The organism is Jiangella endophytica (genome assembly GCF_003427025.1).
Taxonomy (GTDB): Bacteria; Actinomycetota; Actinomycetes; order Jiangellales; family Jiangellaceae; genus Jiangella; species Jiangella endophytica.
In genome coordinates, this window is sequence record NZ_QVAI01000001.1 from 95,068 (window position 1) to 107,466 (window position 12,399).

Below are 12,399 nucleotides of genomic sequence, written 5' to 3' on the forward strand. Positions count from 1 at the left end.
GAACCGATCATGGGCCCGGATCGCGTCGTCGCGACCGAGTCACAGCGGTGGTGTTCGCGCCGAGTTCACGGGTGATCGCGGCGCGCAGCGACTCCAGGTCGTAGGGACCGTGGTGCCGCTGCCCGTTGAGGAAGAACGTGGGGGTGCCGGCGACACCGCTCTGCTCGGCACTCTCGACGTCGCGCGTGACACGCAGGGCGAAGTGCCGCGACGACAGGTCGCGGGCGAACCGGTCGACGTCCAGGCCCAGGTCCTCGGCGTAACGCAGCAGGTCTGGGTAGGCGAGCGCGTCCTGGTGGGTGAGCAGCAGGTCGTGCAGCTCCCAGAACCGGCCCTGCTTGCCCGCCGCCTCGGCCGCCTCGGCGGCCAGCTGGGCGTGCTCGTGCACGTCGGTGAGCGGGAGGTGCCGGAAGACGAACGTCAGGTCGTCGCCGAAGGCGTGGGTCAGTTCCCGCAGCGCCGGCTCGGCCCGGCCGCAGTACGGGCATTCGAAATCGCCGTACTCGACCAGCGTGACGCGGCCGTCCTCCGGGCCGCGGATGTGGTCGACCTCCGGGTCCACCGGGTCGGCGAGGTCGACGATCGGCGCGGCCAGCCGGTCCTGGCCGGCCGTCCGGGCCCGCTGCGGCAGCCGGCCGATCAGCCGGAACACCAGCAGCGAGAGCAGCGTCGCGATGACGGACGCGGCGAGGATGCCGAGCTTGGCGTCGTCGAGCTGGTGGCCCTCGAACGCGATGCCGGCGATCAGCAGGGAGACGGTGAACCCGACGCCGCCGATCGTCCCCGCGCCGATCAGCTGCGGCCACGGCACCGTCAGCGGGAACCCGAACCGGCTGGCCAGCCAGGTCACGCCGATGATGCCGACCGGCTTGCCCACCACCAGCCCGAGCACGATGCCCAGCGTGATCGGCGACGTGGCCGCCTCGCGCAGCACGTCGCCGTTGATCACCATGCCGGCGTTGGCCAGCGCGAACAGCGGCACGATCAGGTAGTTGGCCCACGGGTGGAACAGGTGCTGCAGCCGCTCGTTCGGCGAGATCGCGGTCGCGAGGGTGCGGCTGGCCGTCCGGGCGTACTCCGGCACCGGCTGCTCACGGAACAGCCGCCACACCGCGCCGACGCGCTCCAGGTCCTCGCGCGACGGCGGGAAGGCGGACGCGATCAGGCCGAGCGCGATGCCGGCCAGCGTCGCGTGCACGCCGGAGATCAGCGTGGCCAGCCAGATGCCGGTGCCGACGATGAAGTACGGGACGCCGTGCCGGACCCCGCTGTGCTTGAGCAGCAGCACGACGCCGAACAACGTGAGGGCGACGCCGAGCGCCGCGAGCGAGACGTCGTCCGAGTACGCGATCGCGATGATGGTCAGCGCCACGACGTCGTCGACGATCACCGCCGTCAGCACGAACGTCCGGGTCCGCGGCGACGCCCGCCGGCCGGCCAGTGCCAGCACGCCCAGCGCGAACGCGGTGTCCGTGCCCATCGCGATCGCCCAGCCGTGGACGGCGGAGTCGCCGGTGTTGACCGCCAGGTACAGCAGCGCCGGGACGGCCATCCCGCCCAGCGTGGCCAGGACCGGCGTCGCGACCCGGCTGCGCTCGCGCAGCTCGCCCATGTCGAACTCGCGGCGGATCTCCAGCCCGACGACGAAGAAGAACAGCGCCATCAGACCGTCGTTCACCCAGTGCCGGATGTCCAGCGACAGCTCCGCGTCGCCGAGCCGGATGGCCAGCTCGGTGTGCCAGAACTCCTCGTAGCTGTCGGGCCACGGCGAGTTCGCCCACACCAGCGCCACGACGGTGGCCGCGAGCAACACGACCGCGCCGGAGCTCTGCGTCGCGATGAACTCGCGGATCGGCGAGGCCAGCCGACGCGACCGCGGGGTCTGCCCGGTCGCCATGCCGGTGATCCTAGGCGCGCCGAGTGCCCGCGGTGTTACGACAGCCGCCCCGCCCGTTCCTCGCCCGGGCGCGCGCGCCTACCCCGACCGGGGTGTCACCGGCGGAATCGCTCGCCTGTGCCTGTGCCTGTGCCTGTGCCGGGGAGGCCGGCTCCGAACGCCCAGGCCCGGTGCCCGCCGACGTCTGTTCGGCCTGGTCACCGGCGTTCACTCGGGCTTGGTCCGCGCGGCGTCCGGGTGGCTCCGTTCGCGTCGAGTGTCGCTGCCCGCCCGTAGGGTGGGCCCCACCCGGGCCGGGCGGGCTGTCACTCGGCTCGATTCGCCGCACGGTCGACGGCAGGCTCGCGGCAGGGCTCACCGGACGGCTCGCGGCACGGCTCACCGTACGGCGCCGGGTCACGACAGCCGGCTCAGCTGCTGCTTCGCCTCGCGGCGCCGGCGGCGGGCCGCCTCGGACGCCTTGCGGGCGGCCTCGACGTCGTCCTCGGCGGTGCCGACGTCGTCGCGAGCCTGCTCCAGCTCGCGGCGGGCGGCGGCCAGCTCCTCGGTCAGCCGCTCGACCGCCTCCTGAGCCCGCTCCAGCCGCTGCCGCTGGTCGTCCAGCGCGGCCTCGGCGTCGTCGACCTGTTCCTCGGCGGTGTCGACGGCGCTCTCGGCCTGCGACAGCTCGCGCTCCGCCTGGGCGAGGTCGTCGCCGCCCTCGCCGACGGGCTCCTCGGCCGCTTCGGCGGCGTCGGTGGGTGCGCCCTCAGCGGCCTCGGCGGCCTCGGCGGACGGCGTCGTGCGTGGCCGCCGCGTCGTCTCCAGCCGCTGGCCACGGGCGACCCGGGCCTCGGACAGCGAGATGACCTCGGCCGGCTCGCCGTCGTCCTCGATCGTGCCGAACCCGACGTGCTCGAGCCCGTGCGACAGCTGCGCGGTGCGCAGCACCTCGGCGGCACGGGGGTCGGCGACGGCGGCGTCGAGGGAGGCGGCGACGGCCTCGAGGAGGTCGGCGCCGGCCTTCTGCCCGGCGTCCTGGGCCACCTTCCGGGCCGCCTTGACCAGGCCGCCGACCTGCTTCTTCCGCTCGGTGGTCAGCTCACGCAGCGCCGCGCCGTCCATGGCGGACATCGCCTTGCGCATGCGCTCGCCGAGCTCCGCGAGCGCGCCGATGTCGTCGCCGTGCTGCCGGACCAGCTGGTTGGTGAGCCAGGCCGCCACCGTCGGCTTGCGCAGCGCCTTGACCCGGGCGGCGACGTCGCCGGCGCCCTCGCCCTTGAGCCGCTTCGCCAGCGCGTTGCGGGCGTCGACGAACTCCTCGGGCGGGAGGGAGTACAGCTCGTCCGCCGCGTCGTCGAGGTTCATGTGTCCAGTGTCCTACTGGAGGTACTTCTCCACCTCGTCGACGGGCCGGGTGGCCGCCTCGTCGGGGTTCTGCCCGGCGTCGACCCGGGCGCGGCGCTGGCGCAGCAGGTCCCAGCACTGGTCCAGCTGTTCCTCGACCTGACGCAGGCGGGCGTGCTCCTCCTCGGTCGAGATCTCGCCGGCCTGCAGCCGCTGCCGCAGGTCGTGCTCGTCGTCGACCAGCGCGCTGATCCTGGTCCTGATGTCGTCGTCCTGCATCGCTGCTCCCACGGCTCGGTCCGGGAACTGACCCTGCTGAGCATAGGCGGCCCTCAGCGGATGAAGCCGAGCATCGCGCGAGCCGCCGCGGACAGCAGCTCGCGTGGCGGGTGGGCGACGGAGACCCGCCAACTCGGCGCGGGGTCGACGGTGACGTACTCGAGCCGGGCTCGGGCGGCGGCCACGCCTGGCGGGACGAAGCCGATGCCGAGCCCCTGCCCGACGAGGTCGGTGAACAACGGGATGTCGTTGACCTCGAACGCCGTGAGCCGCTGCAGTCCCGCCGCGCGGAACAGCTCGTCGGTCGCTGTGCGGGCGCCCCAGCCGGGGCCGAAGTCGACGAACGGCTCGTCGGCCACCTCGGCCAGCGGCACCGGGCCGCCGGCCGCGAACCGGTGCCCGGGTGGGCAGGCCAGCGGCATCGGCCCGGCGCTGAGCGTGCGGAGCTCGACGCCGGCGGGCGCGCCGCCGCTGAGCGCGACGAACGCGAGGTCGAGCCGGGCGGTGCGGACGCCCTCGACCAGGTCGCTGCTGGGCGCCTGGCGCAGCCGCAGCTGCACCCTCGGGTGCGCGGTGTGGAAGCGGCGCAGCAGATCGGGGAGGTCGTAGCCGTACGAGGCCTGCATGAACCCCACCACCAGCCGCCCGGTCGTGAGGCCCTGTACCGCGGCGACGGTCTCGCGGGCGACGGCGGCCGAGCGCAGCGTCCGGTGCGCCTCGGGCACCAGCGCGCGGCCGGCCTCGGTGAGCTGCACCTGCTTGGTGCTGCGGTGGAACAGCGGCGTGCCGAGGTCGGACTCGAGCGCGCGGATGGACGCCGACAGCGCCGACTGGACGATGTGCAGCCGGCCGGCGGCGCGGGTGAAGTGCAGTTCGTCGGCGAGGACGACGAAGTGTTCGAGCTGGCGGAGTTCCATCGGTGATCTCGATGAGTGGAATCGAAAAGATCTGTTGGCAAGATGGATCTTCTCGCGCGCACGCTGGGACCGTCAACCGCACGAGAAGAGTGAAGATGACCATCGAGGTCCTGGCGCGGCCCGAGCGGGGAACCGTCCCGTACGGCACCGGGTTCTGGCTCACCGCCTACGCGTTCGCCGTCACGATGGCGTTCTCCGCCGTTCCGACGCCGCTGTACGTCGACTACCAGCACCGCGACCACTTCTCCGCTGCCACCGTCACCGTGGTGTTCGCCGTCTACGCACTCGGCGTCGCGGCCAGCCTGCTGCTGGTCGGGCACGTCTCGGACCGGTTCGGCCGCCGCCGGGTGCTGGTGCCGGCCGTGCTGGTGTCGGTGCTGGCCGGGTTCGTGTTCCTGTTCTGGTCGACGCTGCCCGGCCTGCTGGTGGCCCGGGTGCTGACCGGGCTCGCCGTCGGCGCGATCACCGCCACCGCGACCGTCCACCTCGCGGAGCTGCACCGGGCCGCCCACCCTGAGGCCGGCCGTCGCCGGGCCGAGATCGTCGCCGTCGCCGCGAACCTCGGCGGCATCGGGCTCGGCCCGCTGGTGTCCGGGCTGCTGGCCGACGTCGCCACCGATCCGCTCCGGCTGCCGTACCTGGTGGTCACCGTGCTGCTGGTGCTCGCGGCGATCGGGCTGTCGCTGGTGCCGGAGACCGCGCCGGTGCTGGACGATCCCGGCCCGTACCGGCCGCAACGGGTCCGGGTGCCGGAGGCGGAACGCGGGCTGTACTACGCGGCGGCGCTCACGGCGTTCACCGCGCTGGCGGTGTTCGGTCTCTTCACGTCGATCACGCCGACGCTGCTGACCCAGATGCTGGACGCGCCGTCGCACACGCTGACCGGAGCGGTCGCCTTCGCGACGTTCGCCGCCGGCGCGAGCGGGCAGGTGCTGCTGGGCCGTCGTCCGCCGCGGCGGAACCTGACGACGGGCGCGGCGGCCGTGACGGCGGGACTCGGTGTGCTCGTGGTGTCGGTGTACGCGTCGTCGCTGGCCGGGTTCCTGCTGGGCGGCGTCGTGGCGGGCGCCGGCGCCGGGCTGCTGTTCGCCGCCGGCGTCGCCGTCGTCTCGGGGCTGGCCGGGGTGTCCGGGCCGGCCGAGGCGCTGGCCGGGTTGTTCCTCGCGGGCTACGTCGGGCTGGCGGTGCCGGTGCTCGGGCTGGGCCTGGTGAGCAGGGTGACGGGGCTCTCCGGTGCGCTGGTCGCGTTCGTGGTGGTCGTCGTCGCACTCGGCGTGGGCTCGGCCCTGGCCGCGGCCCGGCGGCTCCGCTAGCGTTCGAGGCGTGACCGTCATCGGCACGTGGAATCTGGAGAACCTGTTCCGGCCCGGCGACGCCGATGGCCGGCCACCGGACCAGGCGACGTACGAGGCGAAGCTCGACGCGCTGGCCGGAACCGTCGGCCGCATGGCGCCTGACGTCCTCGCGGTGCAGGAGGTCGGCGAGCCGGCCGCGCTGGACGACCTCGTCGAACGGCTCGACGGTGACTGGACGACGCACGTGTCCGCCCATCCCGACAGCCGCGGCATCCGCGTCGCCGTGCTCTCGACGCTGCCGGTCGACGACACCGAGGACCTGGTCGCCTTCGCCGACGGCGTCGGCCCGGTGCGGGCCACCGACGGCGGCGCGCTCTCGACGGAGATGGGCCGGGGCGCGCTGCGGGTCCGGGTCCGCACGGCCGCCGGCGACACCATCGACGTCGTCACCTGCCACCTCAAGTCCAAGCTGCTCAGCTACCCCGGCGGCCGGTTCGGCCCGCGCGACGAGGGCGAGCGGGCCCGCTACGGCGCGTTCGCGCTGTACCGCCGCGCGGCCGAGGCGTCCACCGTCCGCGAGTGGGCGAACACCGTCCTCGACGGCGAAGGTCAGGAGCGCGCGCTGGTCGTCTGCGGCGACCTCAACGACGAGCCGGGCGCGGCGACGACGCAGATCCTGCTCGGCCCCGGCGGTTCGGAGATCGGCACGCCGGGCGAGACGCAGCCGGACCAGGGCGACGCCTGGCGGTTGTGGAACACCGCGCCGCTGATCCCGGAGGCGCGCCGGTACAGCCGCGTCTACCGCGGCCGGGGCGAGCTGATCGACCACGTGCTCGTCTCGCACCAGTTGCTGCGGCGCATCGAGACGGCCGACAGCCTGGTCGACCGCGGGCTGCCGTCGGTCACCGACGACCCGCGGCGGCGCGCGGCGGCCGAGGACTCCGACCACGCGCCGGTCGTCGCGACCTTCAGGGACTGACCACGAGGTCCTCGAAGACCGCCAGTCCGAGCCCGTCCTGGATGTGCGCGCAGGACAGCACGCCGACGTCCTGCGTGGCGGCGGCCGTCGGCAGGTCGATCGTGCCGATCGTCTGCCAGGTCGTCCCGTCGACGCTGTACGACCCGTGGAACCGCTGCCCCTCGCGGGCCAGCCGCAGCTGGACGGGGTACGGCGACGGCGTCAGCTGGGCGCGCAGCACCGACTCGACCGTCCCGCTGCCGTCGGCGTCCCAGAGCAGCAGCAGGCCGTTCTCCGGCTTGATCACCAGCGCGACGTAGCCGGGGGACGTCCCGGCGGCACGCAGGTCGTTGCGGAACACCAGCCCGGCCCGCGCGTTGGGGTCGGTGGCCTCCTGCGACACGACGGTGACGCTCGCCGTCGTCGCCGGGCCGGCCGCGCCGTCGTGGAAGATCGCGCCGTACTGGTCGATGCCGGTCCACAGGTCGGCGCCGTTGCCGAGGATCGCCAGCCGAGAGCCGCGCTGCCCGAAGTGCGCCCGCGTCGACGCGGCGGTCTGCAACGGCGCCTGAACCGGCTCGGCGACGGCGACCGCGTGCTGCGCGCGGTGGCTGACGTCGCCGGAGTAGGTGACGCCGGCCTCCAGCATGGCCTGGGCGACCGGCTCGGCCGAAGCCGTGGCCGTCACCCGCCAGGTCGCGGCGAACTCCTCGCCCGGCTCCACCGCGCCGGTCTCGACCGGCGTCGACGGCGTCAGCGTCCAGCCGGCCGGGGCGGCGAGTGCGATCAGCACACCGGTCACCGTCGCCACCTCCTCGTTGACGAACGTGACGGTGACGTCGCCGGCGGTGCCCGGGCGTAGCTCTTCCGGGGCGTCGAACGCGAGCACGCCGGCGTTCGGCGGCCAGGTGATCACCATCCCGTCCGCGCGCAGCCGCTGCCGCAGCGTCGGGTAGTGCACGTCCTGCACCGCGACGCCCGTGCTCAGCGCGAGGTCGGCGGCGACGGCCGCCGCGTGCCCCGTCGCCATGAACACCGGCTCCATCCGCGCCGAGCCGAACGCGATGTGCGACGCCGAGATCGCGCAGGCGACCAGGAGGTTCGCGCACTCGCCGCGGGCCGGGACGATGGCGCGGTAGGAGATGCCGTACGGGCCGGCCGGCGGCACCTGAACGTCGCCCTCGTTGCGGGCGAAGCCGCCCACGACCACGCGGGCGCAGTTGTGCGAGTCCATCGTGTACGACGCCAGCGCGATCGGGTCCGGCGCGGCCACCGTCCACCGGCAGTCGTGCTCGGTGATGACGTACTCGGCGACCATCCGGCGCGCCTCGCGGATGTACAGCTCGTGCGACCAGCCGCCGGTGCCGGCGAACTCGTCGTTCGTCAGGCCCCAGCCGTTGACCTCGGCCCGGATCGCCTCCGGCACGCGCGGGTCGTTGGCCAGGAACCAGAGCAGGCCCTGCTGGTAGGTGACGTGGTCCTGGAAGATCGCCTCGCGGGTCGGGTGGTCGGCGTCCGGCCAGGCGTAGTTGCGGCCGATGTTGTCCGTGCTGACCGCGCCGTTGTTGTTCATGTCGGTCTTGCCGTTCGGCATCGGCGTGTTCAGCCGCATCGCGTCCCAGACGCCCGCCCGCAGGTAGCGCAGCAGCAGCTCGTACCGCGTCGGGTCGTAGCCCGGCGGCCGGGGGAACGGGCGCCGGTTCGCCGCGCGAGTCAGGCAGACGCGGAAGTTGAACGCCTGGATGCGGTCGTCGCCCTCGCCCGTCGTGCCGGGCGGGTCGGCCGAGATGCCCTGGAGCAGGCCGCTGGCCTGGTCGCCGGGGACCACGTACGGGTCGATCTGCCGCTGGAACTGGTGACCGGAGCGGAACTGGACGCCGTTGAGAGTCTCGCCGTACGTCGCGTTCGACTCCCGGCCGACGGTGTAGCTCACGCCGGCCGCCGCCAGCAGGTCGCCCTCATAGCTCGCGTCGATGAACGCGCGGGCGATGAAGGTCTTCCCGTTCTCGGTGCGCAGCGAGTGCAGCCGGCCGCCGGCCAGCCGGACGTCCTCGAGCCGGTGGTCGCGGTAGACGTCGACGCCTGCCTCCTCGACCCAGTCGTCGAAGGTCCGCTCGGCGACGTGCGGCTCGAACGTGAACGCCTCAGGGCGGCCGTAGTGCGCGCCGAGGCGCCGGTAGAACTCGCGGCTCAGCCCGCCGATCGACTCGATCCGCCCGGTGTCCGTGGCGCCCAGCCCGGCGGAGCTGAGGCCGCCCAGGTGCCGGCCGAACACCACCAGCGCGACGCTGCGGCCCGCCTGCGCGGCCCGCACCGCCGCCGTCACGCCGGCCGACGTGCCGCCGTACACGCACACGTCGGTGCGCACGACGCCAGCGTCGCGTGGGACGGGGTACCAGTAGCGCAGTCCGGGGTGCTGCCCGGGCCCGACGACGGCGTCCGCCGCCGCCGTGCCGGCCGGGCCTGGGGCCGCGTCGGCCGGGCCTGCGGCGGCGTCGGCCGGGCCTGCGGCGGCGTCGGCCGGTGCCCCGGCGGCGAGCCAGACGGCACCGGCCCCGGCGGCGCCCAGAATGGTCCGGCGGGTGGGTTCGGGTGCGGGCATGCGCTTCACCTTCCGACGCTGGAAAGCGGTTGCCCGGATCGTACTGATCATCACACCGCGAACGGAAGACTTCGCCAGAAAATCGGCGAAACTGACCCACCTCACGGCGAAAGGTGGGGCTCGCGACCCCGGCATCAACGTGAGGTGGGTGGAAACCGGGTGGCGGCGCGGGCCGCCGAGACGGTGTGCTGGTGCCATGGAGACGATGGAGGGCGACGCGTTCGGCCGGGTGCTCGAACGGTGCCACGCGGCCGGCGGGCGGCCCGGAGTGGCGTTCGCGGTGGTCGAGCGCGACGACGGGCACATCGGCGTGCACGACGCCGCCGCGTACTTCGCGGGTCGCGACGACTGGCCGGAGCAGGAACGGCGGATCTGCGCCGGCATCGACGGCCGGGTGCTCGACGTCGGCTGCGGCGCCGGCCGGCACGCCGCGGCCCTGGCGGCCGACGGGCTGGACGTGGTCGGGGTCGACACCTCGCCGGGCGCGGTGGCGGTGGCCCGCGAACGCGGCGTCGACGCGCGGCTGGGGTCGGCGACGGCGCTGCCCGGCGGCCTCGGTGGGTTCGACGCCGTCCTGCTGCTCGGCAACAACGTCGGTCTGCTCGGCTCGGCCGAGACCGCGCCGGTGGTGCTGGCCGAGCTGGCCCGGGTGACGGTGCCGGGCGGGCGGCTGCTGCTGTCGGGCCTCGACCCGTTCGACACCGACGACGCCGAGCACGTCGACTACCACCGGTGGAACCGCGAGCGGGGGCGGTTGCCCGGCCAGTGCCGCATCCGGCTGCGCGACGGCCGGCTGGCGACCGACTGGTTCGACTACCTGTTCGTGTCCGAGCCCGAGCTGCGCGCCCTGGTCGACGGCTCGCCGTGGCGGGTCGGCCGCCGGGAGCGCGACGGCCACGGCTACGCCGTCGAGCTCATTCGCGCGCCGTAGCGGCAGCGTCCACCAGCGCGGCGAGCGCCGGCGAGTCCGTCGCGGACACCGACCTCAGAGCGGTGACGACGGCGTGACCGTCGGCCAGCAGCGCGGCGTCGGTGCCGGGCGCGGGCGGGTCGGACAGGTCGGTGACGGAGAGCCGGATGTGCTCGTCGCTGTGCTCGGTCATCGTCGTCTGGACGATGCCGAACTCGGCGAGTGGCGCCGAGCGCAACACACCCAGCTCGTCTGGCTCGCGGTCGGGGACGTTGAGGTTGAGCACCGTCCCCGGCCGCTGGTCCAGCAGCACCGGCAGCACCCGGGCGGTCACCTCGGCGGCCGTCGCCCAGTGCGGCTCGGCCTCCGGCGCCTCCAGGTGGAACTCCGCTGCCAGCCCGACATCGAGGGAGACGGCCAGGCCGCGGACGTCGTTGATGCCGGCGGTGAGGGCGGCTCCGACGGTGCCCGAGTGCAGGATCGCCCGGCCGACGTTGGCGCCGTGGTTGATCCCGGACAGCACGACGTCGGGCGGCTCGCCGAACGCGCCGTACGCCGCGATCAGCGCGATCAGACCGGGCGCGGCGCCGACGGCGAACACGGGCAGGCCGTCGAGGCCGTCCAGGCTCCGCCGGGTCAGTGCGATGCGGTCGCCACCCTCCAGCCCGGCGACGATCGACGCGCCGCTGCCGCTGAACTGGACCGCCGGGGCGGCGACGACGACGTCCAGGCCGAGGTGGCGGGCCACGCCGGCCAGCGCGCGCAGGCCGGGAGCGTCGATGCCGTCGTCGTTGGTGACGAGCGCGCGCTTGCGGCCGGTCACGAGCCGCGGGTCCGTTCGGCCAGGTCGCGCGGGGTGACCTTCGCCTGCGGAGCGGTCGCCGAGCGGCTGCCCGGCTCCAGCCGGTCCACCTCGACCAGCTCGCGCAGCTTCAGCACCGCCTCGACGTCGCCGGTGCCGAGCCCGTGCCGGGTGACGTTGAGCATGCCGGCCGCCGCGCCCAGCCGGACCGCGTCCTCGATGTCCCCGCCGCGCGCGAGCGTCGCCGTGACGCCCGCGGTGAGCGAGTCGCCGGCGCCGTGTGTGTCGGCGGACTGCAGCCGCGGCATCCGCACGACCCGGACGACGTCGTCGGCGAGCACCAGCAGCGGGTCGTGCGCCCGCGTGACGATCACGTGCTGTGCGCCCTGGTCCTGCAGCTCGTGCATGGCCCGGAGCAGCGCGTCCTGGTCGTCCGAGGCGGCGCGGCCGTCGGCGAGCAGCTCCTCGTGGCTGACCTTGACCACCGTCAGCCCGCTGTCCAGGACCGCGGCGAGGCGGTCGCCGGCGAGGTCGGCGACCACCGGTTTCCCGACGGCGCGCAGGTCGGCGGCCAGTCGCCGGTACGCGTCGGCCGGGAGCGCCTCCCCGGCCTCCGGGTGGTCCGACGGCCCGCTGAGCAGCACCGCTCCGGCGTCCAGCGCGGCGCTCAGCGTGAGGCCGTAGAGCTCGTCCAGTTCGTGCCGGGTCAACGGATCCGACGGCGCCTCGGCCACCTCGACTCGCTCGCCGTCGCGGCGGTCGTGGACGTAGGCGCCGTTGCGGCCGGTGCCCTCGACCGCCTTGACGACGACGCCCTCGTCCTCGATCAGATGCCGCAGCACCGTCCCGGTCTCACCGGCCAGCACGCAGCACATGGTCACCGACGCGCCGAGGGTGACGAGCATCCGCGCCTGCCAGACGCCCTGACCGCCGGCGTGGACGTGGATGTCCGGTCGGCCGGCCTGGTCCTCGACCGTCAGCGTGAGCACGGGCGACGGGGCGAACAACGCGACGTCGCACTGCGCCATGGGGCTCCCTCCCGATTCGTTCACCGCGACGTACCCAGGCGGCGGTGAAACCACTCCGGCGGGGTACGCCATCGGGCAGGATCGTGAGGAACAGACCATCCAGCTCGGGGAGGGACCGTGGAGGTCAGCGGCATCATCTCGGCCGTCATCATCGGAGCGATCATCGGCGCGCTCGGCCGGCTCATCGTGCCTGGGAAGCAGGCCATCCCGATCTGGCTGACCGTGCTCATCGGCATCGTGGCCGCGCTCATCGGCACCGCCATCGTCGGCCCGCTGCGCGACACCAGCGGCGTCGACTGGATCGAGATCATCGTCCAGGTGGGCCTCGCCGCCGTCGGCGTCCTGCTGGCGACCAGCATGCGGTCAAGAGGCGGCAACACCTGAC

General features: G+C 74.1%; 11 protein-coding genes. 4 read left to right on the forward strand and 7 right to left on the reverse strand.

The window, feature by feature from the left end; translation table 11 throughout:
* Positions 1-7: 7 nt before the first annotated feature.
* The 4 genes from nhaA to DZA62_RS00415 form a co-directional block, all read right to left on the reverse strand.
* The gene (gene nhaA, locus DZA62_RS00400; protein WP_116946831.1) at positions 8-1,897 is read right to left on the reverse strand and encodes a Na+/H+ antiporter NhaA; all 1,890 of its coding nucleotides are present in this window, start codon (positions 1,895-1,897) and stop codon (positions 8-10) included.
* Between the two features lie 396 nt (positions 1,898-2,293).
* Complete coding sequence (locus DZA62_RS00405) at positions 2,294-3,244, reverse strand: hypothetical protein (protein ID WP_116946832.1); 951 nt, start codon at positions 3,242-3,244, stop codon at positions 2,294-2,296.
* 12 nt (positions 3,245-3,256) lie between these two features.
* Positions 3,257-3,502: a DUF2630 family protein gene (locus DZA62_RS00410; protein ID WP_116946833.1), complete on the reverse strand. Its 246-nt coding sequence runs from the start codon at positions 3,500-3,502 to the stop codon at positions 3,257-3,259.
* Between the two features lie 53 nt (positions 3,503-3,555).
* On the reverse strand, positions 3,556-4,419 hold the full coding sequence (locus tag DZA62_RS00415) for a LysR family transcriptional regulator (protein ID WP_116946834.1): 864 nt from the start codon (positions 4,417-4,419) through the stop codon (positions 3,556-3,558).
* A gap of 95 nt (positions 4,420-4,514) precedes the next feature.
* Here DZA62_RS00415 and DZA62_RS00420 point away from each other — a divergent pair, with 95 nt between their 5' ends.
* On the forward strand, positions 4,515-5,732 hold the full coding sequence (locus DZA62_RS00420; protein ID WP_116947492.1) for an MFS transporter: 1,218 nt from the start codon (positions 4,515-4,517) through the stop codon (positions 5,730-5,732).
* A 10-nt stretch (positions 5,733-5,742) separates the two neighbouring features.
* Positions 5,743-6,693, forward strand: coding sequence for an endonuclease/exonuclease/phosphatase family protein (locus tag DZA62_RS00425; RefSeq protein WP_116946835.1), 951 nt, complete (start codon positions 5,743-5,745; stop codon positions 6,691-6,693).
* Here DZA62_RS00425 and DZA62_RS00430 read toward each other — a convergent pair.
* Complete coding sequence (locus DZA62_RS00430; protein WP_157987384.1) at positions 6,683-9,274, reverse strand: FAD-dependent oxidoreductase; 2,592 nt, start codon at positions 9,272-9,274, stop codon at positions 6,683-6,685. The genes DZA62_RS00425 and DZA62_RS00430 overlap by 11 nt on opposite strands.
* Before the next feature lie 196 nt (positions 9,275-9,470).
* Here DZA62_RS00430 and DZA62_RS00435 point away from each other — a divergent pair, with 196 nt between their 5' ends.
* Positions 9,471-10,205, forward strand: coding sequence for a class I SAM-dependent methyltransferase (locus DZA62_RS00435; RefSeq protein ID WP_116946837.1), 735 nt, complete (start codon positions 9,471-9,473; stop codon positions 10,203-10,205).
* Here the strand turns inward: DZA62_RS00435 and surE are convergent.
* Together surE and DZA62_RS00445 are read right to left on the reverse strand one after the other, a co-directional pair.
* Positions 10,189-11,007, reverse strand: a complete 819-nt coding sequence (surE, locus tag DZA62_RS00440) for a 5'/3'-nucleotidase SurE (protein ID WP_116946838.1) — start codon at positions 11,005-11,007, stop codon at positions 10,189-10,191. The genes DZA62_RS00435 and surE overlap by 17 nt on opposite strands.
* Positions 11,004-12,014 (reverse strand): 1-phosphofructokinase family hexose kinase, encoded by a 1,011-nt coding sequence (locus DZA62_RS00445; RefSeq protein WP_116946839.1) that lies wholly within the window; start codon positions 12,012-12,014, stop codon positions 11,004-11,006. Before DZA62_RS00445 ends, surE begins: the two co-directional genes overlap by 4 nt.
* A gap of 117 nt (positions 12,015-12,131) precedes the next feature.
* Here DZA62_RS00445 and DZA62_RS00450 point away from each other — a divergent pair, with 117 nt between their 5' ends.
* Complete coding sequence (locus tag DZA62_RS00450; RefSeq protein ID WP_116946840.1) at positions 12,132-12,398, forward strand: GlsB/YeaQ/YmgE family stress response membrane protein; 267 nt, start codon at positions 12,132-12,134, stop codon at positions 12,396-12,398.
* Position 12,399 lies beyond the last annotated feature (1 nt).